Genomic DNA, 26,278 nt, shown 5'->3' with positions numbered 1-26,278 from the left:
TCCTTGGCCGAAGCCCCCCACATCATGATCGTCGAGGCCCGGTTCTACGAGGACATCGGCGAGGAACTGGTGCGCGGGGCCGTGGCCGAGATCACCCGGGCCGGCGCGACGTACGAGCATTTCCAGGTGCCGGGAACGTTCGAGCTGCCGGCGGCCCTGCAGTACGCCGTGAAGTCCATGGACTTCTATTCCGGCCGCCGCCGGTTCGACGGCTATGTGGCGCTGGGCTGCCTCATCCGGGGCGAGACCACGCACTACGACACCGTGGCCGCCGAATGCGCCCGGGGCCTGAACGAGCTGGTGCTGCGCCACACCCTGGCGCTGGGCTACGGCGTGCTGATGGTGGAAAACCGGGAACAGGCCTGGGCCCGCGCATCGGTTGCGCAGAAGAACCGGGGCGGGGAGGCGGCCCGCGCTTGCCTCGACATGATCGAGCTGAAGCGGCAGTTTAGATTGAACACGCGCTAATGCGCGATGCCCTCAGGCGCCGGGCGGCCGCATCCGCGGCCTTGGCTATCCTCGCTGTGCCCTGCGGTGCTCGCTGCGGCGGACGCGGTCGCATCCTACAACGGCATGGATGCCGTTGGTTTTAATTGTGGGTTTCGGCCGCTTTACGGGCAGGCCGGCTATGCCGGATGATTTTTCGGTTGGCCGGCGGGCCCGGCTGCCGCATCTTTCCCTACTTTCCGATTCCCCTTCCTTCCTGGCGAAAAGCGTTCCCGACATCATGGCTCCCCGCAAAAAGGTCACCACCCCCACGCCCACGCCGGAAGTGAAGCTTCCCACGCCCAAGCGGGCCGGTTCCGCCAAGGCACGGCGCAGCGCCGCCCGCCTGAACGCCGTGCAGGCGCTGTACCAGATCGAGCTGACGGAAAGCTCGCCCGAGATGATCATCACCGAGTACGCCAATTTCCGCCTGGGCCAGGAACTGGACGGCGACCGCTACGTCTCGGCGGATGGGGAACTGTTCGCCGCCATCGTGCGCGGCGCCACCTCGCGCCAGCATGAGATCGACCCGGTGCTCAGCCAGGCGCTGGACCGCCAGCACCTGGACCGGCTGGAGCTGCTGCTGCGCGCCATCCTGCGCGCCGGCGCGTGGGAGTTGCTGGCCGGCGGCGACACCGCCGCCCGCATCGTCATCAACGATTACATCGACGTGGCCCACGGCTTCTTCGCCGGCCGGGAACCCGGCATGATCAACGGCGTTCTGGACAAGGTCGCCCGCATCGTCCGCCCGGATGAGCTGGCGTCCCGCGCCAGCGGCACTGAGGGCGCCCAGGGCTGACGCCCGCCCCGACCGTGAGAGGTTGACCCAGCGGATGGTGGACACGGGTACCGATCCCTGCGCTCCGGCGCTCGCCGCCGTCGCCAAGCCGGACAAGGCCGCCGACCAGCCGCTGGGGGAATTCGACCGCATCGCCCGCTATTTCCGTCCGCTGGCCCAGGGCTTTCCCGGGGCGCAAGGGCTGCGCGACGATGCCGCCTATGTCACCGTGCCGCCGGGCAAGGAACTGGTGGTCACCACCGACGCCATGGTGGCCGGCGTCCATTTCTTCCCCGAAGACGCGCCCGGCCTGGTGGCCGGCAAGCTGCTGCGCACCAACCTGTCCGACCTGGCGGCCAAGGGGGCCGAACCCCTGGCCTACAGCCTGGTCACGAGCCTGCCGCGGACCCTGCCCGAGGATTGGCTGGCTGGATTCGCCGGCGGCCTGGCCGCCGACCAGGCGGAATTCGGCATCCACCTGCTGGGCGGGGACAGCACCGTCACCGATGGGCCCATCACCCTGGTCATCAGTGCCCTGGGCCTGATCGACGCTGGCACCGCCGTCCGCCGCGTCGGCGCCGGGCCGGGCGACCTGGTCTTCGTCACCGGCACCATCGGCGACGCCACGCTGGGCCTGGCCCTGGTCCGCCAGCGCAAGGGGCCCGTGCCCGAGGATGACCGCCAGTTCCTGCTGGACCGTTTCTACCGCCCCCGGCCGCGCCTGGGCGTGGGCCCGGTGCTGCGCGCCGGCGCCACGGCGTCGGCCGACGTGTCGGACGGCCTGCTGGCCGACCTGGGGCACATCGTCCGCGAAAGCGGCCTGGTGGCGGTGGTGGAGGCCGGGCGCATTCCTCTGTCGCCGCCCGCCCGCCGCATGCTGGCCGGGCATGCGTGCACCATCGCCGACCTGGCCACGGGCGGCGAGGATTACGAGGTGGTGTTCACCGTCCCGCCGGCCAAGCGCGCCGCCGTCATGGCGGCAGCGGCCAAGGCCAAGCTGACCATCACCGAGATCGGCAGCCTGCGCCCCCTGGCGGCCGGCGGCGGCTTCACCGACGGCACCGGCCCCGCCCGGCTGGTGGACGCCATGGGCCGGGACATCACCCCCCGCGCCGCCGGCTGGCAGCACTTCTGATCCTGGTCTATTGTGCCAAATGAGGCATCCCCTTTGGGGGAGCCTTGCCCTTGGCTGGGCACGGTTTTTTAACGCCCTGGCGTCAGGATGGCGCCGGAGGGTGGGAACTCCGCCCCGTCGCGTTCTTTCCCCTGATGCTTATCCCCTGGATGCTTGTTAATGAAGAAAATCCTTTTCCTGGTGGTGGCGCTGCTGGCCCTGATCGGCGCCGGCGTGGGCGGTTACATCTTCCTGGTCCACAAGGACGGTCAGCCGAAGGTGGAGGAGGAGAAGAAGAAGCCCGTGGGCCCGCCGCAGTTCGTGGACATCGGCCCCTTCGTCCTGCCCGTCATGGGCGACAAGCAGATCGAGCAAAACCTGCTGCTGCAGGTGCAGATCCAGGTTGCCAGCGACGAGGCCAAGGACAAGGTCAAGGAACGGCGCTACATCCTGCAGAACGCCTATATCGAGACGCTGTACGGCAAGCTGGGCCAGCAGCAGATCAAGGCCGGGCAGGTCATCGACGTGGTGGCGGTGCGCCGCTGGCTGATCGAGGCCACACCCAAGGTGATGGGCGAGGGCGTGGTCGATGACGTGCTGATCCAAGCCGTCAACCAGCACCCGGCCTACTGACGATGGCGGACGTGGTCATCCGCCCCTACCGCCCTGGTGACGAGTCGGGCATCGCCGACCTCATCGTCCCCATCCAGCGGGAAGAGTTCGATATTCCCATCACCTATGCGGAACAACCGGATCTGCGCGATATTCCAGGCTTTTACCAGCAGGGCGCCGGGGAATTCTGGGTGGCGGTGGAGGGGAGCCGCATCGTCGGCACCATCGCGCTGAAGGACATCGGCGATGGCGCGGCCGCCTTGCGCAAGATGTTCGTGGCGGCCAGTCACCGGGGCGCGCCACACCGGCTGGCCGCCCGGCTGCTGGCGGTTTTGCTGGCACATGCCAGGGATCGGACGCTCCGATCCGTGTATTTGGGCACAACGGCTAAGTTCCTGGCGGCCCATCGATTTTATGAAAAAAGCGGTTTTTCGCAGATTACCCCCGATGAGTTACCCCCATCCTTTCCCCGCATGGCGGTCGACACCCGGTTTTACTTTCTGACCCTTTAGACGCCACCTTGCGGGGCGATTGCTTAAGCCCTGTTTCCATGTCACTTTTTTCAGGCTGAAACGGCGACCGACACCCAGCGTTCAGAATTGGGGCGGCGCCGGCTCTGGGAAACCAGTCTGGGAAAAGGAAACGACATGACAGGAGTGCTTCCCTTCGTGTGGGGGTGCGGCGCCTTGGCCGTGCTCTATGGTCTTTTCACCGCCAGGTCCGTGCTCTCCGCCAGCCCGGGCAATCCCCGCATGCTGGAAATCGCGGCGGCCATTCAAGAGGGGGCGGGGGCGTACCTCAACCGCCAGTACCGCACCATCGCCGTGGTCGGCGTCGTCATCGCCATCCTGCTGTACGTCACCCTGAAATGGTACGTGGCCCTGGGCTTCGTCGTGGGCGCCGTGCTGTCGGCGGCGGCGGGCTACATCGGCATGAACGTCTCCGTCCGCGCCAACGTGCGTACGGCGGAAGCATCGCGCCACGGTTTGGCGGCGGGCCTGTCCATCGCCTTCCGCTCCGGCGCCGTCACCGGCATGCTGGTGGCGGGCTTGGCGCTCCTGGGCGTCTCCGGCTATTTCGGACTGCTTTCCCAACTGGAGATCACGGGGCGGCCGCTGGTCGATGCCCTGGTGGCGCTGGGCTTCGGCGCCTCCCTCATCTCCATCTTCGCGCGCCTGGGCGGCGGCATCTTCACCAAGGGGGCGGACGTGGGCGCCGACCTGGTGGGCAAGGTCGAGGCGGGCATCCCCGAGGATGACCCCCGCAACCCCGCCGTCATCGCCGACAACGTGGGCGACAACGTGGGCGACTGCGCCGGCATGGCGGCCGACCTGTTCGAGACCTATGCCGTAACCACGGTGGCGACCATGGTGCTGGCCTCCATCTTCTTCGCCGGAACCGACCTGCTGGCGCCCCTGATGCTGTACCCGCTGGCCATCGGCGGCGTCTGCATCATCACCTCCATCATCGGCACCTACTTCGTGCGGCTGGGCGCCAGCGGCAACATCATGGGGGCGCTGTACAAGGGCCTGATCGCCACCGGCGTCCTGTCCCTGGCCGGCATCTGGGCCGTCACCTACTGGGTGCTGCCCGACCATCTGCAGACGGCCTTCTCCGTCAACGGTAAGGAGTTCACCGGCCAGACGCTGTACTGCTGCGCCGTGGTGGGCTTGATTGTCACGGCGCTGATCGTCTGGATCACCGAATACTACACCGGCACCAACTACCGCCCGGTGAAGTCGGTGGCGCAAAGCTCCACCACCGGCCACGGCACCAACGTCATCCAGGGCCTGGCCATTTCCATGGAGTCGACGGCCCTGCCGGCCGTCGTCATCTGCGCTGCCATCCTGGTGACCTTCCTGATGGCCGGCCTGCTGGGCATCGCCATCGCCGTCACCAGCATGCTGGCGCTGGCCGGCATGATTGTGGCGCTCGACGCTTATGGCCCCGTCACCGACAACGGCGGCGGCATCGCGGAGATGGCGGACCTGCCCGGCGACGTGCGGGTGACCACTGACGCGCTGGACGCCGTGGGCAACACCACCAAGGCGGTGACAAAGGGCTACGCCATCGGCTCGGCCGGCCTGGGCGCCCTGGTGCTGTTCGCCGCCTATAACGAAGACCTGCACTACTTCATGGCCAATCCGACCGACTATCCCTACTTCGCCGACTTGTCGGGCAAGCTGGACTTCGGACTGGACAACCCCTTCGTCGTCGTGGGCCTGATCCTGGGCGGGCTGCTGCCCTTCCTGTTCGGCGCCATGGGCATGACGGCGGTGGGCCGCGCCGCCGGTTCGGTGGTGGAGGAGGTGCGTCGCCAGTTCCGCGAGAACACCGGCATCATGGCCGGCACGTCCAAGCCGGATTACGGCCAGGCGGTGGACCTGCTGACCCGCGCCGCCATCAAGGAGATGATCATCCCCTCGCTGCTGCCGGTGCTGGCGCCGGTGGTGCTGTACTTCATCATCAACGCCATCGCCGGCAAGGGGGCGGCATTCTCGGCGGTGGGCGCCATGCTGCTGGGCGTCATCGTCACCGGGCTGTTCGTCGCCATCTCCATGACCTCGGGCGGCGGCGCCTGGGATAACGCCAAGAAGTACATCGAGGAGGGCCACCATGGCGGCAAGGGCTCGGACGCGCACAAGGCAGCCGTGACCGGCGACACCGTGGGCGACCCTTACAAGGACACGGCCGGGCCGGCCGTGAACCCCATGATCAAGATCACCAACATCGTGGCGCTGTTGCTGCTGGCCATCCTGGCCCACGGCTGACGCGCGCCATTCGAGTCCCAAGCAAAAACCCCGGGGCGAACGCTCCGGGGTTTTCCTTATTCCGTGAAGGTCTGAGCAAGGGGCGGGGCCTTAGCTGCCGCCGCCCTTCTTCTTCTTGTCGTCCTTCTTCTTCTGGCGGTTGAGATTGCCCATCAACTGCTCCAGGAAGGTGACCTCGTGGCCGGCCGTCGGGGTCTCGCGATCCTCGGGGCTGATGTCCTGCTGCTGGGCCAGGTCCACGTCGCCGATGGCGCTGACCACGCCCTGGTCGTTGAAGCTGACCTGCAGCACCCGCTGCTGCACGATGTCGGGATCGAAGAAGGCTTCGTTCTCGGTGATGGCGCCGATGTAGTACCAGACGTTGGCGTCCAGCGTGCTGGTGGTGCTGGGCGACCCTAGCGCCTTCTGCACATCTTCCTTGGTGCTGGTCCCCGGATGGACGTCGGCCAGGCGGCGGTCTTCCACCAGATTGCCGCGGTTGTTCACCGTGGGGGTGCAGGCCGTCAGCCCGATCCCGAGCAGGCCCACGCCAATCAGGCCGGCGGGAGACAGCAACTTAAGGGTCTTGTTCGGCATGGTCTAAGACGTTAATCCCAAGAACGTTGATCGCGGGTCGGCCCCGTTCCACGATTGAGGCACCGCCCGTCCGTCGCGGGGGGTGCGATAATCCGGAGATTGAGGACCAACCGGCCCGGGTTCCGGGCCATCCCCGTCCGGCGCGGCGTCCCTCGTCGCGCTTGACCGGTGGACGACCACCCCCCATCTGGCCGGTGACAATCGCACCAGCCGCTTTGTCCTGTCAACGAAAGCCGGGTTACGCGCCGTGATCGCCTTGCTGAAGTCCCTGTTCAGCCGTAACCGCCACCAGGCGGCCGTGTTGCGTCTCTATGCCGGCATCGTCGACCAGGCGCGCCAGCCTGGATTCTATGCTGCGGTGGCAGGCGAGGGGCGCGGCGTGCCCGACACGGTGGAGGGCCGGTTCGAGGTGGTGGCCCTGCACGCCTGGCTGGTGATGCGGCGGCTGGCGGCCGAGGGGCCGGATCTGGCGGCCCTTAACCAGGCCCTGTTCGACCATATGTTCACCGACCTGGACTTCAGCCTGCGGGAGCTGGGCGCCAGCGAGATGGTGGTGGGCAAGAAGGTCAGGGATTTGGGCACGCACTTCTACGGCCGGGCCGACGCCTACGAATCGGGCTTGAAAGGCGGGGCGGGGGATCTCGAAGCGGCGCTGGACCGCAACCTCTTCGGCTCCACCCTGCCGGACGGACCGGAGGTGGCGGCCGTGGCCAGCTATGTCCGAACCTGCGCCGACCGGCTAGGCGCCCTGCCGGCGGCCGACCTGCTGGCGCGCGGGCCCGCCTTCGCCCCTGCGCCCCTATTTTGATTTCTTAGGTCCGGTTTTGACTTCTTAGCCAGTTTGACGTCCTAAAGTGTGGAGTTGCGCGTCATGGCCGACATGGCCCCTGAATTTTCCCGACCCGTCATCGCTGATAAGGTGTCCGCCCGCGAGAGCGTGGAGAAGATCACCGCCACCCCGGCGGAGCGCGCCGCCTTGGCCAGGCGCCTGGATCTCGTGTCACTGGACAGCCTGACGGCCCTGGTGCGCCTGCGCCGCATCCGGGGGGGCCAGATGGTGCGGGTCACCGGCGAGCTGGAGGCCGAGGTGGTGCAGAGCTGCGTGGTGACGCTGGAGCCGCTGCCGGCCCAGGTGCGCGACACCTTCCAGGCCCTGTTCGCCCCGGCCCACCTAGTGCCCAAGGACGAGGATGAGCTGGACAACCTGGGCCTGGACGACGAGGCCGACCCGCCCGAGCCCATCGAGAACGGCCGCATCGACATCGGCGAGCTGGTGGCCCAGCATTTGTCGCTGGCCCTCGACCCCTATCCCCGCAAGGCGGATGCCGAGCGCTTCGTTCATGTGGAGGATTGGGAGGGTGAGGGCGAATTCCCCGACGCGCCCAACGAGCCGCCGCCGGACATGGACGGTGGCCAGGACGCTGAGTCGCCTGCCAGTGGCACGCCGCCCGCCCAGGACGCCGACGGCGGGGAGAAGCCGAATCCCTTTGCCGCCCTTGCGAAGCTGGTGCCTAAGACTTAATTTGGTCTTTGGCGCTTGCCCTTGCCGGGGATTTCGAGTACTTAAGGCGCCCTGTTTGATCCGGTCCAGGGTTGGGCCGGGTTCGTTGTCGTTTGACCCCATATCGTTTTCCGCAAGCCCGTCCCCAGCAAATTGGGGGTGGGAAAAGGATGACGGTTTCGCTAAAGCATGGGGCCTGACGATGGTTAGCAAGACGGCACATGAGTGGTCGTCTTAATCGAGTAGAGAGTAGACGATCATGGCCGTTCCTAAGAAAAAGACCTCCCAGTCTCGCCGCAACATGCGCCGTTCGCACCACGCCATCAGCGCCGGTGCGCACCACGAGTGCAGCAACTGCGGTGAACTGACCCGCCCGCACCACGTCTGTGGCTCCTGCGGCCACTACGACGGCCGTGAGGTCGTCGTCGATACTGCTACCGCTGCCGCCTGATCCGGTTCGCCCGGTGCTTGAGGAGGTCGCCGTCCGGTGAGCACACGCCTGCGAATCGCCCTGGATGCGATGGGCGGCGATCATGCCCCGGACATGGTGGTGGACGGCGCGGACATCGCGCGCGAACGCTGCCCCAATGTCGACTTCCTGTTCGTCGGTGACGAGCAGCGCATCAGCGCGCTGCTCGACTCCCGGCCGGCACTGAAGGCGATCTCCCAGGTTCGCCATACAGCTGACGTTGTGGCCATGGACGCGAAACCGTCCGTGGCCCTTCGTTCTGGGCGCGGCTCCAGCATGCGCCTGGCGATCGACGCCGTGGCGTCGGGGGAGGCGGCCAGTGTCGTCTCCGCCGGCAACACCGGCGCGCTGATGGCCATGGCCAAGTTCGTGCTGAAGACCCTGCCGGGCATCGACCGGCCGGCCATCGCATCCATGCTGCCCACCATGCGGGGCGACTGTGTGATGCTGGATCTGGGCGCCAACCTGGAATGCGACGCTGACAACTTGGTGCAGTTCGCGGTGCTGGGCACCGTGTTCGCCCAGACGGTGCTGGGCCTGCTGGAACCCACCATCGGCCTGCTTAATGTGGGATCGGAGGAGCAGAAGGGCCATGAGGCCATTCGCACCGCCGCTTCCGCCCTGCGCGCCACGCCGCTGGCCCGCAACTTCCACGGCTTCGTGGAAGGCACCGACATCGCCGCCGGCACGGTGGACGTGGTCGTGACCGATGGGTTCACCGGCAACGTCGCCCTGAAGACGGCCGAGGGCACCGGCAAGCTGTTCGGCGAGTTCCTGCGCCGCACCTTCCAATCCTCCCTGCTGGCCAAGCTGGGCTATCTGCTGGCCCGCACCGCCTTCAACAAGCTGCGCCAGCGCATGGATCCCCGCCGCTACAACGGCGCGATGTTCCTGGGTCTGCAGGGCGTATGCGTGAAAAGCCACGGCGGCACCGACGGGCTGGGCTTCGCCAACGCCATCTGCGTGGCGGTGGATCTGGTCCAGCACGGCTTCAACGAGAAAATCCGCAAGGAGCTGGCCCTGCTGCAGGAAAGCCTGCAGGCGGCGTCCGCCGCCGCTTCCGGTTCCGACCCCCAGGCCGTCGCCCAGTGACGGCCCATCCCCTGATGGCTGGTTGAACGATGGTAATGCGCTCCGTGATCGTGGGCTGCGGCTCTTACCTGCCCGCCCGCGTCGTGACCAACGACGACTTGGCCAAGATGGTCGACACCTCGGATGAGTGGATCACCCAGCGCACCGGCATCCGCAGCCGCCACATCGCCGCCGAAGGCGAGATGACATCCGACCTGGCGCTGGCCGCCGCCAAGGCCGCCCTGGCCCACGGCAACGTCGCGGTGGATGAGCTGGACCTGATCGTCCTGGCCACCGCCACCCCCGACCAGACCTTCCCCGCCACCGCCGCCAAGGTGCAGGCCGCCCTGGGCATGACCCGGGGCGCCGCCTTCGACGTGCAGGCCGTCTGCTCCGGCTTCATCTACGCCCTGTCGGTGGCCGACAACTTCATCAAGGCCGGCCAGGCGCGCACGGTGCTGGTGATCGGCGCCGAGACCTTCTCCCGCATCCTGGACTGGACCGATCGCGCCACCTGCGTGCTGTTCGGCGACGGCGCCGGCGCCGTGGTGCTGCGCGCCGAGGAAGGCGAGGGCACGGCCGCCGATCGCGGCATCCTGTCCACCCACCTGCATTCCGACGGCCGCCATCACGACCTGCTGTATGTCGACGGCGGCCCGTCCTCCACCCAGACCGTGGGCCATGTGCGCATGGCGGGGCAGGAGGTGTTCAAGCACGCCGTGGTCAACCTGGCCGAGGTGGTGGGCGAGGCGCTGGAGGCCAACGGCCTGACGCCCGCCGACCTGAACTGGCTGGTGCCCCACCAGGCCAACCGCCGCATCATCGAGAACACCGGCCGCAAGCTGAAGATGGATCCCGCGCAGGTGGTGATGACTGTGGACCACCACGGCAACACCTCCGCGGCCTCCATCCCCCTGGCGTTGTGCGAGGCCGTGGCCGATGGTCGCATCCAGCGGGGCGAGCTTGTCCTGCTGGAGGCCATGGGCGGCGGTTTCACCTGGGGTGCCGCGCTGGTTCGCTTCTAGGCCGGGCCTGTCAGCGGCGGCTCACGCCGGCCGGCAAATCCGGTTACCCAAATCCGCTTACCGACGTATTCAAGGGGCGTCCCGCTGGGGCGCCCCTTTGCCATTGCGCCGACGGCCGTCCCGCTTTCGCGGCGCACCATTCTTGGGTGCTCTGCAGCAGCCGTTTCGCCCTGACGGATGGTCTAGCCGAATCTGACAAAACTTTGGCAAACCTTTGGAATTGACGGCTTTCCCGGCTGGCATTACCGTTCCCGCAGTTGGCGAAGGGGCCACTGGTTGAGGGAGGGCACCCATGGGAGATCACACCGTCACGCGCGCTCAGCTGAGCGAGGCCGTCTACCAAGAGGTAGGGCTGTCGCGGAATGAGTCCGCCGATCTGGTGGAAAGCGTGCTGGATGAGATCGCCTCCGCCCTGGGGCGGGGGGAAATGGTCAAGATTTCTTCCTTCGGGAGCTTCTCCGTGCGGTCCAAGGGCGAGCGCATCGGCCGAAACCCCAAGACGGGTGAAGAGGTGCCGATCCTGCCCCGCCGCGTCCTGGTGTTCCGCGCCAGCCATGTGCTGAAGAACCGCATCAACGAAGTCCTGTCGGCCAACGGGCACTAAGCCATGTCCGGCATGCCCACGCCTGAGCCCCGGATACCGGCTGAAGACATGTCGGCTGATGATGTCGAGACCGGGGACGATCTCGTCGCACCCGACATGACGGACGCGGGCGACGGGGCGGGGGCGGATGCCGGCGCTGAAGCCGACATGGCGGATGACGCGGGCCCGGATGACGCGGCAAACGAGACGCCGGTGGCTGATCGCGGCCGCGCCGGGGCCAAGTCGCCCACCGCTTTCCGCACCATCAGCGAGGTGTCGGCGGAGTTGGATGTGCCGCAGCATGTGCTGCGCTTCTGGGAAACCAAGTTCCCCCACATCCGTCCGCTGAAACGCGGCGGCGGCCGGCGCTACTATCGCCCGGACGATGTGGAACTGCTGCGCCGCATCCAGGTGCTGCTCTACAAGGAAGGGTACACCATCAAGGGCGTGCAGCGTCTGCTGCGCACCGGCGGTGGTCGCACGTTGCCCGCCAATGGCCCCATCAGCGAATCCGCCGTCGGCGCTGAAGATGCAGCCGAGGCTGCGGATGAGAGCTGGGTCGAACCGGCACCGCCATCCCCGCCCCCCGCGCCCCGCCCGCAGCCGGAGGAGAAGCTGCGCATCATCGGTCTGTTCGACCACGATCCCGAGGCGGATCCCGAATGGTCGCGCACGCCGCCTTCGACGCCGGAGCCTGCGGCCCCGCGCGCCCATGAGCCGCGCCGGGTCTCCACGGAAAAGGTGGAGAAGGGCCTGTCTGCCCCCAAGCGTGAGGCGCTGGGCCAGGTGCTGGCGGACCTGGAAGAGATTCGCGACCTGCTGCGTCGCGTGCTGTAAGCGCTCCGCCCACTTCTACAAGTAACTCCCGTATCGGTCCCGTCTTGGCGATGTCGCCCACGCGGTGTTCCTGCGCGTCGTCCGTCGCTTTGCGCAAGCGGGATGACGAACAGCATCGTCAAGCCGGCCCGGGAAAGGTGATCCGGCCAGCCCCCCAAACCCGTTTTGGTGGTCCAATGGTTTTGGATCGTGCCAAAGCGAGTCGCTAAAGTGTTGATTTACAAATATAAAATAAGAAAATTCATTTTTTTGACGTTTAGGCGTCCAACGCCGTTGCATCTGGTGAATCTCGTGGCTATAGTCCGCGCCCGAACCGCAGCCCACTACGGTTCACTCGAGAGGTCGGAGCGTAGCGCAGCCTGGTAGCGCATCAGACTGGGGGTCTGGGGGTCGCAGGTTCGAATCCTGTCGCTCCGACCATCTCTCGATACCATGAAGACGGCGCCGGTCCCGTGAAGGACCAGGCGCCGTTTCCATTTCAGGCGCTTGTTTCGCCTGTGGCTGGCAGTTCGTCCGCCTTCTTACGCGCCGGTGTTCTGCTGCATACGGCGCGGCCGGCATCCGTCAGGCGGCAGACCAGCCAGTCGGGCTTCAGCGGGTTGCTGAACCAGGGGGTGGCCCAGCCGGCCTCCAGGCAGGCCTTTACCGTGGCGGCGGTCACCTTGCTGCCGTCCGCCCAGAAAAGGGGCAGCTTGCCGCCGGCCTGGTCCAGGCCGCGCCGCAGCCAGCGTTTCTGCACGGGCGTGGGAAGAAGCGGGGGCGGGGCCTCGTGCGTCGGTGTTTCAGGAACAGCTTCCTTGCCGCGCGCCATGCCCAGTCTCCCCCGTCAGTTGGGCGCCATCGTCCACCGGCCCATTCTATGGGCCCATTTGGAATCGCCACGCCCTTTGGGCCATGGCGCGGGGCCTGCCGGTATCTTACGCTGACGGGACCGGGCGTCAAACGGCCCCCTGCGTCAGGTGCTTGCGGCACCGGACCGCTGGCGGCTGCGTCCGGGCGGAATATCTTCGAACCGAGAGGTGGGTGATGGCGGCGTTCCTGGTCTATATGACGGCGGCCTCGAATGAGGAGGCGGAGACCATCGGCCGGGCGCTGGTGGAGGAGCGGCTGGCCGCCTGCGTCAACATCCTGGGGGCCAGCCAGTCCATCTATCGCTGGAAGGATGGGGTGGAAACGGCGGCGGAGGTGGCCTTCATCGCCAAGACGCGCGCCGACCGGTTCGAGGCCCTGACCAAGCGGGTCAAGGCCCTGCACAGCTACGACACGCCGTGCATCGTCGCCCTGCCAGTGGTGTCGGGCAATCCGGGCTTTCTGGAATGGATCGCGGCGTCGGCGGCACCCGACGCCAGCGACGACTAAAGTCAGCCGTCCGCCCGGGGACCGCGATCAGGCCAGCCGCCGGGAAACAGGCGGGGCAGGTCGATCTTGGGGCAGCGGTCCTGGATGACCGTGGCGCCCAGGGCCCGCGCCTGGGCGGCCGATTCCTCATGGCTCACCCCCAGCGGCATCCAGATGTAAGGGATGCCCCGCTGCGCCGCCTCCACCACGAAGGGCGCGATGGCCGGGGCGGCGCGGAAGATCTCGACGAAGTCCACGCCGTCGGGCAAGTCGGCCAGGGTGGCCACCACCGGTTCCCCCAGGATGGTGGTGCCGACGTGAGCCGGGTGCACCGGGATGATCTTGTAGCCGTATTCCTGCTGCATGAAGGCCGGCACATAGTGCGAGGGCTTGGCCGGGTCGGGCGATATGCCCACGATGGCCACCGTCTTGGTTTTCAGGAAGACGTCGCGCAGCACGTCATCGGTGATCTTCTCGCTCATGGCTCATGGGTCCTTATGCGATAGGCAGCCACGGCAGGGTGTGCAGGGCGCCTGGGGACGGGTATACCGGACACCATAAATGGGATGAGGGGAGGGGTTTGGGAATGACGGATGAGATGGACATGGCGGCAGATACGCCGGCGTCCGACACCAAGCCGGACGACAAGCTGGCGGCCATGGGCAAGGCGCCCGTCTTCACGCCGACGGATTTCGACCGCTTGCTGGAAAAGGGATTGCCCCAGGCCCATCGCGCCGGCATCCGGACGAAGGAGATGGGGCACGGCACCATCACCCTGACCATGCCGGTGTCGGAAGACTTCCTGCGGCCGGGCGGCACCGTCTCCGGCCCTACCATGTTCGCACTGGCCGACGTGGCGCTCTATGGCGCGGTGCTCAGCATGGCGGGGCACATCGTGCTGGCCGTCACCAGCAACATGAACATCACCTTCCTGCGCCGCCCGCCGGCCAAGCCGCTGCTGGCCTACGCCCGCATCGTGCGCATGGGCCGGAACTTGGCTTATGGCGAGGTCACCATCCATTCCGAGGGCGAGGACGATCCCGTGGCGCACGCGACGGGCACCTATGCGATTCCGCGGGGCTGAGAGGCGCATCAGGTGGCCCGCCGGAATGGTTCCGCCAATGTCCTGGATTCATTGGGGAAAACGGAAACGGCGCCGTTTCGGCGTCTCTTGAAAACCCAATAGAATCAATGGGTTTGAGTTGTGGGTACTATAATACCGCAGCGGTAAGCATTTGATGGATGGTGTCTTTTTCCCGTTGACACCCGACCGTCACCGACATAAAAACCGCCCACTTCGGTGCCGGTCCCAGGAGCGGTGCCCCTGGGGCCCATTTGGGCCCGGACCTCATTTTGAGTGAGTGCGCGGATGAAAACCTTGTCTCTCAAGCCGTCTGAGATCGAGAAGAAGTGGCTTCTCATCGACGCCGACGGCCTCGTGCTGGGCCGCCTGGCCAGCATCATTTCCATGCGCCTGCGCGGCAAGCACAAGCCGACCTACACCCCCCACATGGATTGCGGTGACAACGTCATCGTCATCAATGCGGAGAAGGTGAAGCTGACCGGCAACAAGCGCAGCGACGAAATCTTCTACTGGCACACCGGTTACGCCGGCGGCATCAAGCAGCGCAGCCTGGGCCAGATCCTGGACGGCAAGTACCCGGAGCGGGTCATCGAGAAGGCCGTCGAGCGCATGATCACCCGCGGTCCGCTGGGCCGTCGCCAGATGGGTAACCTGCGCGTTTACAAGGGTCCGACGCATCCTCACGAAGCGCAGAACCCCGAGGTGCTGGACGTCGGCGCCCTGAATCCCAAGAACAAGGGGGCCTAATCCATGGCTCAGACCATCAACAGCCTGGCCGACCTGAAGCAGGGCGCCGCCGTCGTGACGACCGAGGCCGCCGAGCCGGCTCAGCCGAAGATCGACGCCCAGGGCCGTTCCTACGCCACCGGCAAGCGCAAGGACGCGGTCGCCCGCGTCTGGATTAAGCCGGGCAAGGGCCAGGTCACGGTCAACGGCCGTGACATCACCGTCTACTTCGCCCGCCCCGTGCTGCGCATGATGATCAACCAGCCGTTCCAGATCGTCGGCCGGGTTGAGCAGTACGACGTGGTGTGCACCGTGTCCGGCGGCGGCCTGTCCGGCCAAGCCGGCGCCCTGCGCCACGGCATCTCCAAGGCCCTGACCTACTTCGAGCCGGCCCTGCGCCCGCCGCTGAAGGTCGCCGGCCTGCTGACCCGCGACCCGCGCGTGGTCGAGCGTAAGAAGTACGGTAAGGCCAAGGCCCGCCGGAGCTTCCAGTTCTCCAAGCGCTGATCCCTCAGCCGTCTGGATTACCGAGGAAAGGCGCCTTCCCCCTGGGGAAGGCGCCTTTTCCTTTTGGTGTTCCGCGCATTCGTGCGAGAAGGCTCTACAAAAATGCCACCAAGTGGACCTTGCGCATCAGGTGGGCCCCGGCCCACCGTCGCGGGGTCATGGGTCCATTTTCAGGTCCAGGGAAGGGCAGGCCTGGGGAAGGCCAGGCCCAGGGAAGGATAGACGGATGCCGGATCAGAAGCCGCACGGCCGCGTGCACCGCGCTTTGGGATGGCGGCCCAGCCCGCAAGCCCGCCTGTGGCTGCGGCGGCTGCTGACCCCGCTGGCGGTGATCGCGGCCTTGGCGTACGTGCTGGTCGACGTCTGTTTCTTGCCCCTCGTGCGGCCATTCGCCAACCGCATGGGGCGGTGGTCGCCCTTCCAGGCGCTGGGCCGCTTCATTGATCGCCTGGGGCCGCGGACCACCCTGGTGCTGTTCCTGGTGCCGCTGGTGGTGCTGGAACCGGCGAAGCCGCTGGGCGCCTTCCTGATCGCCCAGGGGAAGACCCGCCTGGGCATCCTGCTGATCGTGGGGGCGGAGGTGCTGAAGCTGCTGACGGTGGAACGCCTGTTCCAGCGCAGCCGGCACAAGCTGCTGACCATCCGGTGGTTCGCGCGAGTGCATGGCTGGATCGTCGGGTGGATAGACCGGCTGACGGCGCTGCCCGCCTGGCGGACCGTCGTGGCCTTGGCCAAGGGGATACGGGCGATCCTGGCGCCGGCGCTGTACGCCGCCTGGCGCCAGGCGGCGCGGTCGGCGGCCTTGGCCCGCGAACGCCGCCGTTATCGGCGCGGCGGATAGGATATTGGAACGTTTCCAAACGGTGCGTATCCAAAAGGCCTAAGGCAAAGGCTCGACTATTGGGGGTCTGCCGTAGGGCATAAGGTGGCCGCCCGCCTGGGGGTCGCCCGACAGGCAAGATGGGGTTGGGTGGATGACTGTGGATGTGACGAAGGGCGGTGCCGTGGGTGGTGCGGCGGCCCGGGGGATCGTGAATGAACTGGCGTCGGTGGCGGCCTTCGCCCGCCTGGCGCCGGACCTTCTGTCCTCCTTGGCGGCAGCATGCCACATCCAGGATCTGGGCGCGGGCGACTTGGCTGTCCGGCAGGGAACTCGCCTCACCGATATCCACATCCTGTTGTCCGGCGCCGTGATGCTGGTCGCCGGCAATGCCGAGGTCGGGCAGCGGCGGGGACCGGAAACCACCTTCCTGCTGCCGGAGGCGCTGACCGGTGCCGCCGCCCCCGTCACCCTGCGTGCGGTGGATGGGGTCCGCCTGCTGGTCCTGCCGCTGGCGGCGTTGCGTGCGCGCCTGGGTGAGGGGGCCGACCTGGCCCTATCGCTGATGGCGGGGCAGGCGGCACGGGAACAGGTTCTGGTGGAAACCGTGGCCGCCTTGCAGGACCTGTCGCTGCCCCAGCGCCTGGCAGCCCATTTGCTGAAGGAACACAACGACCGCCGCGCCGGCGGCCGGCTGGACCTGGACATGGGCGCCCTCGCCGCCGCCCTGGCCGCCACGCCGGAGGATGTGGCCTGGACCTTCACCGACCTGCGCCGCCACGGTGTGGCGCTGGAGGGCACCACGGCTGTGCTCAAGGATTTCGACGCCCTGCGCGCGCTGGCCACCCCGGGCCCGCTGCGCCGCCGCCAGGCGGAAGAATGGCCCGTGGCCATGTGGGACGTGGACGCGCCAATCTCCTGACGGCGCGTGACGGAGGCGACACGGCGCCTCAGCCATACGGGGCCATCGTTAGACAAGGGGGGCGGGGCCGTTTAGGATCGCGAGCCTTCAGTCCCTTGCTTTTCGTTCCGTGCCATGTTGCCACCGTCTTCCCCGCCGCCGTTCCAGGGCCCGACCGTGCTGGTCGCGCCGGGGATACGCCTGGCCGAGACGGAGCTGCAGGAAAGCTTCCTGCGGGCCGGGGGCCCCGGCGGGCAAAACGTGAACAAGGTGGAGACGGCGGTGCAGCTGCGCTTCGACGCGGCCGCCTCGCCCAATCTGCCGCAATGGGTGAAGGACAAGTTGAAGACCCTGGCGGGCCGCCGGTGGACGGGTGACGGCGTCATCGTCATCACCGCCCAGCGCCACCGCACCCAGGAGCTGAACCGTGAGGACGCGCGCGAGCGGCTGTTCGAGCTGATACGCGAGGCCACGGTGCGCCAGGCCGTGCGCCGCGCCACCCGGCCCACCCTGGGCTCGCAGAAGCGGCGGCTGGACGCCAAGGCCACGCGCAGCGGCGTGAAGCGCCTGCGCGGTTCCGTCGATATCGATTAAGAAACCCGCATGACCGTTTCCAGCAGCCCCGACGTCATCGTCATCGGCGCCGGCGCCGCCGGCCTTTTCACCGCCATCGCCGCCGGCAAGCGCGGCCGCCGGGTGGTGGTGGTCGACCACGCCCCCGAGGCTGGCGCCAAGATCCTGATTTCCGGTGGCGGACGCTGCAACTTCACCAACGTGGATGCGCAGCCGGCGCGTTACCTGTCGGCCAATCCGCACTTCTGCATCTCGGCGCTGCGCCGCTACACGCCGCGCGACTTCCTGGACCTGGTGGAACGCCACGGCATCGCCTGGCATGAGAAGAAGCTGGGTCAACTGTTCTGCGACAACTCCGCCCGGGACATCCTGAGCATGCTTCTGGCCGAGGCGGCGGACGCCGGCGTGGAGCTGCGGCTGGACTGCCCGGTACGGGACGTTCAGGGCACGGAAGGCGGCTTCGTGCTGGACACGGCGCGGGGCCAGATGATGGCGCCCAAGCTGGTGGTGGCCACGGGCGGCCTGTCCATTCCCAAGATGGGCGCCACCGACTTCGCCTATCGCCTGGCGAAGCAATTCGGCCTGAAGGTCGTGACCCCGCGGCCCGGCCTGGTGCCCTTCACCTTCACGCCCGAGGACCTGGCGCGGACCCATGGCCTGTCGGGAGTGGCGCTGGACGCTGTCGTCAAAGCCGGAAAATCCGCGTTCCGCGAAGCCCTGCTGATCACCCATCGCGGCCTGTCCGGTCCCAGCATCCTGCAGGCGTCCAGCTATTGGCAACCCGGGCAGCCCGTCACCGTCGATCTCACGCCCGACCTGGACCTGGCCGAGCATCTGAAGGCGGCCAAGCGCGCGCGTCCCAATGCCGAGCTGAAGACCATCCTGGGCGATGTCCTGCCCCGCCGCTTCGCCGAGCGCCTGTGCGGGGACGGCGGCGCCAATGGGGGAGAGGTGGAGAGCCGCCCCTTGCGCGACCTGTCGGACAAGGCCCTGGCGGCGGTGGGCGAACAGCTGCGGCGCTGGACCGTGGTGCCGGCCGGTACCGAGGGCTATCGCACGGCGGAGGTAACGGTGGGCGGCGTCGACACCAACGACCTGTCGTCCAAGACGCTGGAGGCCAAGGCCGTGCCCGGCCTGCACTTCGTGGGTGAGGCCGTGGACGTCACCGGCTGGCTGGGCGGCTATAATTTCCAATGGGCCTGGTCCTCCGGCTGGGTCGCCGGCCAGGCTCTTTAGTATCCCCTCAGGTGGCGGGCAGCAGCCTAAGGGCGCATCAGACTGGAGGTCTGAGGGTCAGTCTCCCCCCGCCTCGGCCCGCGCTTCCATTGCCACCGGCGCCTCCAGGATGGGGGCGGCCCTGTGGCGGCGGAAGGGGAAGGCCAGTTGCCCCAGGAAGGTCAGCGGCACGGCATCGGCGGTGCCGATGTCCACCGGCGGGCGCCGGTCCGACGGCAGGTAGCGGGTGCGGAAGATCACGTCCCAGAGAAGCAGATTTTCACCATAGTTGGTGTTGCCCTCGGCCGGGATGCGGCTGTGATGCCAGCGGTGCAGGTCCGGCGTGTTGAACAGCCAGTTCAGGCCGCGGCAATCCATGTCCACGTTGCAGTGGGTGAGGAAGCCGATGTAGGTGGTGATGACCAGCACCCAGACGATGACCTCCTTGGGCGCGCCCACCAGCATGCCCAGCGCCAGGGCGAATCCGCTGCTGAGCAGGCTGTCCACGAAATGGAACCGGCCGGTGTTCACCACCCACAGGCGGGTGACGCTGTGGTGCACGGCGTGATAGGGCCATAGCCACGACACCTCATGGCAGAGGCGGTGGGCCCAATAGAGGCCGAACTCCGCCACCACCAAACCCAGAACCACCTGGGCGGCCATGGGCCAGTGGGCGGGCCAGATCCCCCCCGCAGCGGCCGGCGCCACCTCATTGGCGCCGATCACGGCGGCGAGGCTGGCCAGGAACTGGCCGATGCCCTTGTTCAGGGCGGTGTGGCTGATGTCCTGGCGCATCTGGCCATCGCTCTTGGCCCACGCCGCCTCGTAGGGCATCAGGCGCTCGAGCAGCAGCAGGGCGGCGGCCATGCCGAAATAGGTGATGTTGTAGGTCAGGATGGGATGGCCCAGCGCGTTCCCATAGGCATAACCGGCAATGCACAGGGCCAGCAGCCCCGGCCACGCGATCCAAGAAAACACCCGGCGCATTCGTCACCCATCGCGAGGCGCCCCGATGGTCATCGAAGGCGCAGAACGGTAGCGGGGCCTGGCGAAAACCAGCCTCTGGTGTGATCCAGTTTAAGACCGATCCCCCATACGACCAGGACCGCCCCGCTATCGTTTTGCGCTCAGACCGGCCCCCGGCGCAAGGGTCTGCGTCACAGCGGAAACGGCTAATTCGCTGATGTTTCGGGCGCCAAATAAATCCAGGTCAGCTCATGCTTGTTGTGCGACAGATGCAGCAGGCGGGAGCCCGGAATGGCGGCGAAGGCGCGGGCGCTGGCGTGGTCCGTCTCCCCCTGGAACTTCAGGGTGCAGATGAAATTGCGGGCGTGGCCGCCGTCCTTCCACTGATGAACCAGGCGCAGCAATCGTTCCGGATAGCAAATGACGTCGCTGCACAGCCAGTCGACCGGCCCTATCGTGGCCGGATCCAGGCCGAAGGCGCTTTCCCGCCGCACGGTGACGCGGGGCAGGCTGGCGATGCGCGGATCCAGCGGCGCCTTGTCGATGGCGGTGACGTCCGCGCCCAGCGACTGCAGCACCCAGGTCCAGCCGCCGGGGCAGGCGCCCAGGTCCAGGCAGCGATCGCCCGGGCCCGGCAGGCGCCCGGCCAGCGTCAGCGCCTCCCACAGCTTGAGGTAGGCGCGGTTGGGCGGCGTCGCCTTGTCCTCCACGAACGCCACTTCACCGTTGGCGAAGGCGCTGCTGCACAGGGGGCTGGCCAGGATGGTGCCTTCATCCAGCAGCGTCCAGGCCCCTAAGGGGGCGGTGGGGGCAGGGGCGGGGAAGACCAGCGGCTTGGCCGAGACGTGCGGCAGTTGTTCCTGGATCAGCCTGGCCCGGCGGTGGTGGCCATGCTCATAGACCGCCCAGTTGCGCTGGATGGCCCGCAGGCTGCGGGCACCGTCCTTGATGGACGCGATGGCGATGCGGCGGGGCTGCAGCCAGGTGTTGATGGACCAAGCGGCCGGCCGGGGCGGCGCCCGGGTGATCACCAGGCGGCCATGCACCGTGGCTGTCGAATCGGCCAGTTCCTCCAGCAAGGGCTCAAGGAAGCCGTCGGCGGCAAGGTAGGCGGCGCCGGCAGCGGGCGACTCGCCGCCGTCAAAAGACGGCGCCCCGGGAGCTGCGCTCGCCGGGGCGTTGGTTCCATCCGGATGACCGGTCATGTCGGTACTTCTAAGGTCGGAAAGCGATGTCCTGCGTTTAGGGCAGAATGTCGGCCGACGCAATAACCGCCTGGGTACGGTTGCGCACGCCCAGGGAGCGCATGACGGCGGTCACGTGGATCTTCACGGTGCCTTCCGACAGGCCCAGCTCATAGGCGATCTGCTTGTTGGACTTGCCCTCGCGCAGACAGCGCAGGACGTCCCGCTGGCGCTGGGTCAGGGAGGGGCTGTTGCCGCCGCCGCCGCCGCCGCTGGCCACGCCGCCACCGCTGCCCGCCGGGGCCGTGCCCTCACCGTGAATGGCGGCCGGAGGCACGTAGATGCCGCCGGAGAACACCAGGTTCAGGGCGCTCAGCATGATCTTCACGCTGGAGGACTTGGGGATGTAGCCGGACGCGCCAGCGTCCAGCGCCGCGCGCACGTCCGCCTGGCTTTCGGAGGCGGAGACGATCACCACCGGCGTGCCGGCCTGGATTTCACAGATTTCCTGGATGCCGGAGAATCCCGGCCAGTTGGGCATTTGCAGGTCCAGAAGGATCAGATCGAATTCCTGCTCGCCCTGCGCGAACTCCAGCGCCTCGTTGAACGTGCCCGCCTCGGTAAAGGTGGCATCGGCGCTGAGTTGGGTCAGCAGCCGGCAAAGGCCTTCGCGGAACAGCAGGTGGTCGTCACCGATCAGGATGTTCATGTCCGACTCTCGTTCAGAGGTAGTAGGGAACCAAGGTTGCCAGCGAACCCAGACGATTATGTTGTTTACGTGCGGTGGGCATGTCTGCGGCGGCTTTAGCTTCTGCGCGGTGGCAAAAACCAGCCGCCGTATGGATGAACAGACCCGGTTCGGGAATATTGGGGCGCCAAACTTTAAGCTAAACTACTACAAATTCCGCCCGGCCCTGTCACGCTGATTTGACTTGGGTTGGTTAATTTAAGCAACGGATTTAGGTGTGATTGAGGCGAAAGTTATCGTTTGGAGGGGCGATTCATCCAACCAACGGGCGCCGACCCCGACCATGGATATAGACACCGGCATAGGCCATCATGGGCTGGAATGGCGCTTTTTCTTGCCACGAAAGCGTCAGAAAGTCTCATCAGCTTGATTGCGTGCCTGGATGTCGATGTGGCAGAAGGGCCGAACGGACGGGACTGTCCGGAATCGGGCGTCCCACCCACCAATTCCAATAATCCCCCGGGTGATCCGGGGCTTGAACTCCAGGGGTCGGTCTATGGTCAAGCGCGTACGCAAAGCGGTGTTTCCGGTTGCTGGTCTGGGCACGCGGTTCCTGCCGGCGACCAAGGCCATACCGAAGGAAATGCTGCCGCTGGCCGACAAGCCGTTGATCCAACACGCGGTGGATGAGGCGAAGGCGGCCGGCATCGAAATGTTCTGCTTCGTCACCAGCCGGGGCAAGACCCCGCTGGAAGACCATTTCGACCTGAACTATGAGTTGAACCAGACGCTCAAGAATCGCGGCAAGCTTGACCTTCTGAAAGTGGTTGAGGACATCCAGATCGACAGCGGCAAGATCGCCTACGTCCGCCAGTCCGAACCGCTGGGCCTGGGCCATGCCGTCTGGTGCGCCCGCGAATTCATCGGTGACGAGCCCTTCGCCGTGCTGCTGCCGGACGAGCAGGTGCTGGGCGACCGCCCCTGCCTGGCGCAGATGATGGACGCCTACGGCCAGGTCGGCGGCAACCTGCTGTCGGTGTTCGAGGTCCCGCGCGAGCAGACCAACAAGTACGGCATCCTGGACATCGGCAAGGACGATGGCCGCCTGGCCGAGGTGAAGGGCCTGGTGGAAAAGCCGGATCCGGCCGCCGCCCCGTCCACCCTGTCCATCCAGGGCCGCTACATCCTGCAGCCGGAGATCTTCCATCACCTGGAACGGTTCGAGACCGGCGCCGGCGGCGAGATCCAGTTGACCGACGCCATGGCCAAGCTGATCGGCACGCAGCCCTTCCACGGCTTCCGCTTCGAGGGCAAGCGCTTCGACTGCGGCGACAAGCTGGGCTTCGTCCTGGCCAACGTGGCCTATGCCCTGGAACGCCCCGACATGGCGGCCAAGGTGCGCGCCGCCCTTAAGGAAATGCTCTGAACATGGGATGGCCCGGGTTAGTCGCCCGGGCCATTGATTCACGGCGGCCCGACAGAAATCCGGGGCCCGTCCCGGGGCTTTAATTCAAATCGGAAAGACCCTAAAAGGTCACATGCGCGACACAGCCATGTCGCCTTAAATAAGGGCGCGGTCCGGCCTAGTCGCCGGCGCCGCCCCTGATCCCGATGCCCCCTGCCTGTGGTGCCCCCACACGGCCTATACTGGGTGCGGGAAACGGGACTACGTGACGATAGGGGATCGGTATGCGCATTGCGGTGATCGGAACAGGCTACGTCGGCTTGGTCTCGGGCGCCTGTTTTTCCGAGTTCGGCGTGACCACGGTCTGCGTCGACAAGGACGCCAGCAAGATCGAGCGTCTGAACCGGGGCGAGATCCCGATCTTCGAGCCGGGGCTGGATGATCTGGTGGCCAAGAACGCCAAGGCGGGCCGCCTCAGCTTCACCACGGATCTGGCCGCCGCCGTCAAGGGTGTGGACGCCGTCTTCATCGCCGTGGGCACGCCGTCGCGCCGGGGCGACGGCCACGCCGACCTGTCCTATGTCTACGCCGCCGCCCAGGAAGTGGCGCTGGCGCTGGATCCCGACCGCTACACGGTCATCGTGACCAAGTCGACGGTGCCGGTGGGCACCGGCCGCGAGGTGGCGCGCATCATCGGGGAGACGCGGTCCGGCCTGGACTTCGACGTCTGCTCCAACCCCGAGTTCCTGCGCGAGGGTGCCGCCATCGCCGACTTCATGCGCCCCGACCGCGTGGTCATCGGCGCCGAATCGGATCGCGCCCGGGCGGTGATGAAGGCCCTGTACCGGCCGCTCTATCTCATCGAGACGCCCATCGTCATGACCAGCCTGGAAACGTCCGAGCTGATCAAGTACGCGGCCAACACCTTCCTCGCCACCAAGATCACCTTCATCAACGAGGTGGCGGATCTGTGCGAGAAGGTGGGCGCCAACGTCCACGACGTGGCCAAGGGCATCGGCCTGGACGGCCGCATCGGCCGCAAATTCCTGCACGCCGGCGCCGGCTATGGCGGCTCGTGCTTCCCAAAGGACACGCTGGCCCTGGCCCGCACGGCGGCCGACGTCGGCTCGCCCCTGCGCATCGTCGAGACGGTCATCGACATCAATGACAAGCGCAAGAAGTCCATGGCCGGCCGTATCGTGGCCGCCGCCAACGGCACCGTGGAGGGCAAGCGCATCGGCATCCTGGGCGTGACCTTCAAGCCCAACACCGACGACATGCGCGACGCGCCGTCGCTGGACATCATCCCGGAACTGCAGCGCCTGGGCGCCACCGTCCAGGCCTACGACCCCGCCGGCATGCAGGAGGCGGAGCATCTGCTGCCGGGGGTGGTGTGGTGCGCCGACGCCTATGCCGCCATCCAGGATGCCGACGTCCTGGCCATCATCACCGAATGGAACGAATTCCGCGCGCTGGATCTGGACCGGGTGCGCCGGTCCATGAAGGCCCCGGTCCTGGTCGACCTACGTAACATCTACAATCCTGACGATATGAGCGCCGCCGGTTTCACCTACACGTCCATCGGCCGTCCGGCGCGTCGATAAGTCAAAGCAGCAAGGGAGCAGGTGCAAGTCATGACCGCTAATCATCGGTTCCACCCCACGGTGCTGCGCGAGTACGACATCCGCGGCGTCATCGGCAAAACCCTGGGCCCGGACGACGCCCGCGCCATCGGCCAAGGCTTCGGCACCCTGGTGGTGCGCGCCGGCGGTACCCGCGTGGCCATCGGCTATGACGGCCGCCTGTCCTCGCCGGAGCTGGAGCAGGCCTGCGTCGAGGGCCTGATGTCCACCGGCCTGGAGGTCATCCGCATCGGCCTGGGCCCCACGCCCATGCTGTACTTCACCGTGCGGCACCTGGAACTGGACGCCGGCGTGATGATCACCGGCTCGCACAACCCGCCGGACTACAACGGCTTCAAGATGATGCTGGGCAAAGGCCCGGTCTATGGCGAGCAGATCCAGGAGATCGGCCGCCTGGTCCACGGCAACGACCTGGCGACGGGCGCCGGCTCCTCCCGCAAGCTGGACGTCAGCGAGGATTACATCAACCGCTTGGCCAAGGATTATGACGGTACCCGCGACCTGACCATCGTGTGGGACGCCGGCAACGGCGCCGTGGGCCATGTCCTGCGCCGCCTGACCGACAAGCTGCCGGGCAAGCACATCCTGCTGTTCGAGGAGGTGGACGGCAATTTCCCCAACCACCACCCCGACCCGACCGTGCCGGAGAACCTCGAAGACCTCATCCACGCCGTCCACACCCACAAGGCGGACATCGGCATCGGCTTCGACGGCGACGGCGACCGCATCGGCGCCGTGGACGAGCATGGCGAGATCGTCTGGGGTGACCAGCTGCTGGCCATCTATGCCGCCGACGTGCTGAAAAGCCACCCGGGCGCCACCATCATCGCCGACGTCAAGTCCAGCCAGACGCTGTACGACGACATCGCCAGGAACGGCGGCAAGCCCCTGATGTGGAAGACCGGCCACAGCCTGCTGAAGGCCAAGATGGCCGAGACGGGCTCCCCCCTGGCCGGTGAGATGAGCGGCCACATCTTCTTCGCCGACAAGTACTACGGCTTCGACGACGCGCCCTACTGCGGCGTGCGCCTGGCCGGCCTGGTCAGCCGCGAAGGCAGCCTGGCCAAGCTGAAGTCGGTGCTGCCGCCCGTGTTCAACACCCCGGAAGTCCGCTTCCAGGTGGATGAGGAACGCAAGTTCAAGGCGGTGGAGGAGATCGTGGCCCGCGCCAAGGGCCTGGCGGGCAAGGGCGTGGAGGTCAACGACATCGACGGCGTCCGCGTGAAGACCGAGGACGGCTGGTGGCTGCTGCGCGCCTCCAACACCCAGGACGTGCTGGTGGCCCGCGCCGAAGCCTTCAGCGAAGCCGGCCTGGAACGCCTGAAGGGCAGCATCCGCGACCAGCTGAGCCAGAGCGGTATCGAGGCGCCGGAAGGGTTCTAATCTCAAGCATGCGCGTTTAGGA

The 26,278-nt window shown here is 67.0% G+C and carries 30 protein-coding genes and 1 tRNA gene; 25 read left to right on the top strand and 6 right to left on the bottom strand.

All coding sequences use genetic code 11. The features are described from left to right. Nucleotides 1–3 precede the first annotated feature (3 nt). From ribH to FBZ87_RS05955, 6 genes are all read left to right on the top strand, one after another. Nucleotides 4–468, top strand: coding sequence for a 6,7-dimethyl-8-ribityllumazine synthase (gene ribH / locus FBZ87_RS05980; RefSeq protein ID WP_145609424.1), 465 nt, complete (start codon nt 4–6; stop codon nt 466–468). 259 nt (nt 469–727) lie between these two features. After that, a complete protein-coding gene (nusB, locus tag FBZ87_RS05975) occupies nt 728–1,285 on the top strand; it encodes a transcription antitermination factor NusB (protein WP_246134257.1) in 558 nt (185 codons plus the stop codon). A 34-nt stretch (nt 1,286–1,319) separates the two neighbouring features. Continuing rightward, nucleotides 1,320–2,399, top strand: a complete 1,080-nt coding sequence (thiL, locus tag FBZ87_RS05970; RefSeq protein ID WP_145609422.1) for a thiamine-phosphate kinase — start codon at nt 1,320–1,322, stop codon at nt 2,397–2,399. Nucleotides 2,400–2,558: 159 nt separating this feature from the next. Then, entirely contained in the window at nt 2,559–3,011 is a 453-nt protein-coding gene (locus tag FBZ87_RS05965) for a flagellar basal body-associated FliL family protein (RefSeq protein ID WP_088871458.1), read from the top strand. 2 nt (nt 3,012–3,013) lie between these two features. Then, complete coding sequence (locus FBZ87_RS05960; RefSeq protein WP_145609421.1) at nt 3,014–3,502, top strand: GNAT family N-acetyltransferase; 489 nt, start codon at nt 3,014–3,016, stop codon at nt 3,500–3,502. Between the two features lie 135 nt (nt 3,503–3,637). Continuing rightward, complete coding sequence (locus FBZ87_RS05955) at nt 3,638–5,761, top strand: sodium-translocating pyrophosphatase (RefSeq protein ID WP_145609420.1); 2,124 nt, start codon at nt 3,638–3,640, stop codon at nt 5,759–5,761. Between the two features lie 90 nt (nt 5,762–5,851). On the opposite strand, the gene FBZ87_RS05950 is transcribed toward FBZ87_RS05955, so the two are convergent. Continuing rightward, entirely contained in the window at nt 5,852–6,337 is a 486-nt protein-coding gene (locus FBZ87_RS05950) for an outer membrane protein assembly factor BamE (RefSeq protein WP_145609419.1), read from the bottom strand. Between the two features lie 247 nt (nt 6,338–6,584). Between FBZ87_RS05950 and FBZ87_RS05945 the strand changes: the two genes are divergently transcribed. The 8 genes from FBZ87_RS05945 to FBZ87_RS05910 all read left to right on the top strand — a co-directional run bounded on the left by FBZ87_RS05945 (nt 6,585) and on the right by FBZ87_RS05910 (nt 12,243). Then, nucleotides 6,585–7,145, top strand: a complete 561-nt coding sequence (locus FBZ87_RS05945) for a ubiquinol-cytochrome C chaperone family protein (protein ID WP_186454603.1) — start codon at nt 6,585–6,587, stop codon at nt 7,143–7,145. 63 nt (nt 7,146–7,208) lie between these two features. Next, nucleotides 7,209–7,859: a YceD family protein gene (locus tag FBZ87_RS05940; RefSeq protein WP_145609417.1), complete on the top strand. Its 651-nt coding sequence runs from the start codon at nt 7,209–7,211 to the stop codon at nt 7,857–7,859. 238 nt (nt 7,860–8,097) lie between these two features. Next, nucleotides 8,098–8,289, top strand: a complete 192-nt coding sequence (rpmF, locus tag FBZ87_RS05935; protein ID WP_081486680.1) for a 50S ribosomal protein L32 — start codon at nt 8,098–8,100, stop codon at nt 8,287–8,289. Between the two features lie 36 nt (nt 8,290–8,325). After that, nucleotides 8,326–9,399, top strand: a complete 1,074-nt coding sequence (gene plsX, locus FBZ87_RS05930) for a phosphate acyltransferase PlsX (protein WP_145609416.1) — start codon at nt 8,326–8,328, stop codon at nt 9,397–9,399. A 29-nt stretch (nt 9,400–9,428) separates the two neighbouring features. Continuing rightward, the gene (locus FBZ87_RS05925) at nt 9,429–10,403 is read left to right on the top strand and encodes a beta-ketoacyl-ACP synthase III (RefSeq protein WP_145609415.1); all 975 of its coding nucleotides are present in this window, start codon (nt 9,429–9,431) and stop codon (nt 10,401–10,403) included. Between the two features lie 292 nt (nt 10,404–10,695). After that, nucleotides 10,696–11,007 carry an integration host factor subunit alpha gene (locus tag FBZ87_RS05920; RefSeq protein ID WP_145609414.1) on the top strand — a complete coding sequence of 104 codons (312 nt, stop codon included), beginning with the start codon at nt 10,696–10,698 and terminating at the stop codon, nt 11,005–11,007. 48 nt (nt 11,008–11,055) lie between these two features. Continuing rightward, entirely contained in the window at nt 11,056–11,823 is a 768-nt protein-coding gene (locus FBZ87_RS05915; protein ID WP_246134256.1) for a MerR family transcriptional regulator, read from the top strand. Nucleotides 11,824–12,166: 343 nt separating this feature from the next. Continuing rightward, nucleotides 12,167–12,243: transfer RNA gene (locus FBZ87_RS05910), tRNA-Pro, on the top strand. A 58-nt stretch (nt 12,244–12,301) separates the two neighbouring features. On the opposite strand, the gene FBZ87_RS05905 is transcribed toward FBZ87_RS05910, so the two are convergent. Then, entirely contained in the window at nt 12,302–12,634 is a 333-nt protein-coding gene (locus tag FBZ87_RS05905; protein ID WP_246134255.1) for a hypothetical protein, read from the bottom strand. A gap of 215 nt (nt 12,635–12,849) precedes the next feature. Between FBZ87_RS05905 and cutA the strand changes: the two genes are divergently transcribed. Beyond that, nucleotides 12,850–13,182 carry a divalent-cation tolerance protein CutA gene (gene cutA, locus FBZ87_RS05900; RefSeq protein WP_186454601.1) on the top strand — a complete coding sequence of 111 codons (333 nt, stop codon included), beginning with the start codon at nt 12,850–12,852 and terminating at the stop codon, nt 13,180–13,182. A 2-nt stretch (nt 13,183–13,184) separates the two neighbouring features. Here the strand turns inward: cutA and FBZ87_RS05895 are convergent, their stop codons facing one another. Beyond that, complete coding sequence (locus FBZ87_RS05895) at nt 13,185–13,643, bottom strand: CoA-binding protein (protein WP_145609412.1); 459 nt, start codon at nt 13,641–13,643, stop codon at nt 13,185–13,187. Between the two features lie 104 nt (nt 13,644–13,747). On the opposite strand from FBZ87_RS05895, the gene FBZ87_RS05890 reads away from it, so the two are divergent. The 7 genes from FBZ87_RS05890 (at nt 13,748) to FBZ87_RS05860 (ending at nt 19,008) form a co-directional block, all read left to right on the top strand. Then, nucleotides 13,748–14,245 carry a PaaI family thioesterase gene (locus FBZ87_RS05890; protein WP_145609411.1) on the top strand — a complete coding sequence of 166 codons (498 nt, stop codon included), beginning with the start codon at nt 13,748–13,750 and terminating at the stop codon, nt 14,243–14,245. A gap of 285 nt (nt 14,246–14,530) precedes the next feature. After that, nucleotides 14,531–14,992, top strand: a complete 462-nt coding sequence (gene rplM, locus FBZ87_RS05885) for a 50S ribosomal protein L13 (protein WP_004273148.1) — start codon at nt 14,531–14,533, stop codon at nt 14,990–14,992. Nucleotides 14,993–14,995: 3 nt separating this feature from the next. Continuing rightward, entirely contained in the window at nt 14,996–15,478 is a 483-nt protein-coding gene (rpsI, locus tag FBZ87_RS05880) for a 30S ribosomal protein S9 (RefSeq protein WP_050898408.1), read from the top strand. Nucleotides 15,479–15,704: 226 nt separating this feature from the next. Further along, nucleotides 15,705–16,319 (top strand): hypothetical protein, encoded by a 615-nt coding sequence (locus tag FBZ87_RS05875; RefSeq protein ID WP_145609410.1) that lies wholly within the window; start codon nt 15,705–15,707, stop codon nt 16,317–16,319. Between the two features lie 133 nt (nt 16,320–16,452). Continuing rightward, complete coding sequence (locus FBZ87_RS05870) at nt 16,453–17,220, top strand: Crp/Fnr family transcriptional regulator (protein ID WP_145609409.1); 768 nt, start codon at nt 16,453–16,455, stop codon at nt 17,218–17,220. Between the two features lie 156 nt (nt 17,221–17,376). Next, nucleotides 17,377–17,793 carry an alternative ribosome rescue aminoacyl-tRNA hydrolase ArfB gene (arfB, locus tag FBZ87_RS05865; RefSeq protein WP_246134254.1) on the top strand — a complete coding sequence of 139 codons (417 nt, stop codon included), beginning with the start codon at nt 17,377–17,379 and terminating at the stop codon, nt 17,791–17,793. Between the two features lie 9 nt (nt 17,794–17,802). Further along, nucleotides 17,803–19,008 (top strand): BaiN/RdsA family NAD(P)/FAD-dependent oxidoreductase, encoded by a 1,206-nt coding sequence (locus FBZ87_RS05860; RefSeq protein ID WP_145609407.1) that lies wholly within the window; start codon nt 17,803–17,805, stop codon nt 19,006–19,008. Between the two features lie 57 nt (nt 19,009–19,065). On the opposite strand, the gene FBZ87_RS05855 is transcribed toward FBZ87_RS05860, so the two are convergent. From FBZ87_RS05855 to FBZ87_RS05845, 3 genes are all read right to left on the bottom strand, one after another. After that, nucleotides 19,066–19,974, bottom strand: coding sequence for a sterol desaturase family protein (locus tag FBZ87_RS05855; protein WP_145609406.1), 909 nt, complete (start codon nt 19,972–19,974; stop codon nt 19,066–19,068). Nucleotides 19,975–20,159: 185 nt separating this feature from the next. Next, complete coding sequence (locus FBZ87_RS05850; RefSeq protein WP_145609405.1) at nt 20,160–21,158, bottom strand: SAM-dependent methyltransferase; 999 nt, start codon at nt 21,156–21,158, stop codon at nt 20,160–20,162. Between the two features lie 37 nt (nt 21,159–21,195). Beyond that, on the bottom strand, nt 21,196–21,846 hold the full coding sequence (locus FBZ87_RS05845) for a LuxR C-terminal-related transcriptional regulator (protein WP_145609404.1): 651 nt from the start codon (nt 21,844–21,846) through the stop codon (nt 21,196–21,198). A 535-nt stretch (nt 21,847–22,381) separates the two neighbouring features. Here FBZ87_RS05845 and galU point away from each other — a divergent pair. From galU to pgmG, 3 genes are all read left to right on the top strand, one after another. Further along, nucleotides 22,382–23,251: a UTP--glucose-1-phosphate uridylyltransferase GalU gene (galU, locus tag FBZ87_RS05840; protein ID WP_145609403.1), complete on the top strand. Its 870-nt coding sequence runs from the start codon at nt 22,382–22,384 to the stop codon at nt 23,249–23,251. A 263-nt stretch (nt 23,252–23,514) separates the two neighbouring features. Continuing rightward, on the top strand, nt 23,515–24,834 hold the full coding sequence (locus FBZ87_RS05835) for a UDP-glucose dehydrogenase family protein (protein WP_145609402.1): 1,320 nt from the start codon (nt 23,515–23,517) through the stop codon (nt 24,832–24,834). Between the two features lie 30 nt (nt 24,835–24,864). Then, nucleotides 24,865–26,256: a phosphoglucomutase/phosphomannomutase PgmG gene (pgmG, locus tag FBZ87_RS05830; RefSeq protein ID WP_145609401.1), complete on the top strand. Its 1,392-nt coding sequence runs from the start codon at nt 24,865–24,867 to the stop codon at nt 26,254–26,256. Nucleotides 26,257–26,278: the final 22 nt, after the last annotated feature.

The organism is Nitrospirillum amazonense (assembly GCF_007828035.1).
In the GTDB taxonomy this organism is placed as follows: Bacteria; Pseudomonadota; Alphaproteobacteria; order Azospirillales; family Azospirillaceae; genus Nitrospirillum; species Nitrospirillum amazonense.
Note: the sequence above shows the minus strand (reverse complement) of the source record. Positions and strands in the feature narration are given on the sequence as shown.

What these genes read in the sequence shown, in the direction of transcription:
- nusB (WP_246134257.1), top strand. Translation starts at nt 728, where the DNA reads ATGGCTCCCCGCAAAAAGGTCACCACCCCCACGCCCACGCCGGAAGTG.
- thiL (WP_145609422.1), top strand. Translation starts at nt 1,320, where the DNA reads ATGGTGGACACGGGTACCGATCCCTGCGCTCCGGCGCTCGCCGCCGTC.
- FBZ87_RS05965 (WP_088871458.1), top strand. Translation starts at nt 2,559, where the DNA reads ATGAAGAAAATCCTTTTCCTGGTGGTGGCGCTGCTGGCCCTGATCGGC.
- FBZ87_RS05960 (WP_145609421.1), top strand. Translation starts at nt 3,014, where the DNA reads ATGGCGGACGTGGTCATCCGCCCCTACCGCCCTGGTGACGAGTCGGGC.
- FBZ87_RS05955 (WP_145609420.1), top strand. Translation starts at nt 3,638, where the DNA reads ATGACAGGAGTGCTTCCCTTCGTGTGGGGGTGCGGCGCCTTGGCCGTG.
- FBZ87_RS05950 (WP_145609419.1), bottom strand. Translation starts at nt 6,337, where the DNA reads ATGCCGAACAAGACCCTTAAGTTGCTGTCTCCCGCCGGCCTGATTGGC.
- FBZ87_RS05940 (WP_145609417.1), top strand. Translation starts at nt 7,209, where the DNA reads ATGGCCGACATGGCCCCTGAATTTTCCCGACCCGTCATCGCTGATAAG.
- rpmF (WP_081486680.1), top strand. Translation starts at nt 8,098, where the DNA reads ATGGCCGTTCCTAAGAAAAAGACCTCCCAGTCTCGCCGCAACATGCGC.
- FBZ87_RS05925 (WP_145609415.1), top strand. Translation starts at nt 9,429, where the DNA reads ATGGTAATGCGCTCCGTGATCGTGGGCTGCGGCTCTTACCTGCCCGCC.
- FBZ87_RS05920 (WP_145609414.1), top strand. Translation starts at nt 10,696, where the DNA reads ATGGGAGATCACACCGTCACGCGCGCTCAGCTGAGCGAGGCCGTCTAC.
- FBZ87_RS05915 (WP_246134256.1), top strand. Translation starts at nt 11,056, where the DNA reads ATGTCGGCTGATGATGTCGAGACCGGGGACGATCTCGTCGCACCCGAC.
- FBZ87_RS05905 (WP_246134255.1), bottom strand. Translation starts at nt 12,634, where the DNA reads ATGGCGCGCGGCAAGGAAGCTGTTCCTGAAACACCGACGCACGAGGCC.
- cutA (WP_186454601.1), top strand. Translation starts at nt 12,850, where the DNA reads ATGGCGGCGTTCCTGGTCTATATGACGGCGGCCTCGAATGAGGAGGCG.
- FBZ87_RS05895 (WP_145609412.1), bottom strand. Translation starts at nt 13,643, where the DNA reads ATGAGCGAGAAGATCACCGATGACGTGCTGCGCGACGTCTTCCTGAAA.
- FBZ87_RS05890 (WP_145609411.1), top strand. Translation starts at nt 13,748, where the DNA reads ATGACGGATGAGATGGACATGGCGGCAGATACGCCGGCGTCCGACACC.
- rplM (WP_004273148.1), top strand. Translation starts at nt 14,531, where the DNA reads ATGAAAACCTTGTCTCTCAAGCCGTCTGAGATCGAGAAGAAGTGGCTT.
- rpsI (WP_050898408.1), top strand. Translation starts at nt 14,996, where the DNA reads ATGGCTCAGACCATCAACAGCCTGGCCGACCTGAAGCAGGGCGCCGCC.
- FBZ87_RS05875 (WP_145609410.1), top strand. Translation starts at nt 15,705, where the DNA reads ATGCCGGATCAGAAGCCGCACGGCCGCGTGCACCGCGCTTTGGGATGG.
- FBZ87_RS05870 (WP_145609409.1), top strand. Translation starts at nt 16,453, where the DNA reads ATGACTGTGGATGTGACGAAGGGCGGTGCCGTGGGTGGTGCGGCGGCC.
- FBZ87_RS05860 (WP_145609407.1), top strand. Translation starts at nt 17,803, where the DNA reads ATGACCGTTTCCAGCAGCCCCGACGTCATCGTCATCGGCGCCGGCGCC.
- FBZ87_RS05855 (WP_145609406.1), bottom strand. Translation starts at nt 19,974, where the DNA reads ATGCGCCGGGTGTTTTCTTGGATCGCGTGGCCGGGGCTGCTGGCCCTG.
- FBZ87_RS05850 (WP_145609405.1), bottom strand. Translation starts at nt 21,158, where the DNA reads ATGACCGGTCATCCGGATGGAACCAACGCCCCGGCGAGCGCAGCTCCC.
- FBZ87_RS05845 (WP_145609404.1), bottom strand. Translation starts at nt 21,846, where the DNA reads ATGAACATCCTGATCGGTGACGACCACCTGCTGTTCCGCGAAGGCCTT.
- galU (WP_145609403.1), top strand. Translation starts at nt 22,382, where the DNA reads ATGGTCAAGCGCGTACGCAAAGCGGTGTTTCCGGTTGCTGGTCTGGGC.
- FBZ87_RS05835 (WP_145609402.1), top strand. Translation starts at nt 23,515, where the DNA reads ATGCGCATTGCGGTGATCGGAACAGGCTACGTCGGCTTGGTCTCGGGC.
- pgmG (WP_145609401.1), top strand. Translation starts at nt 24,865, where the DNA reads ATGACCGCTAATCATCGGTTCCACCCCACGGTGCTGCGCGAGTACGAC.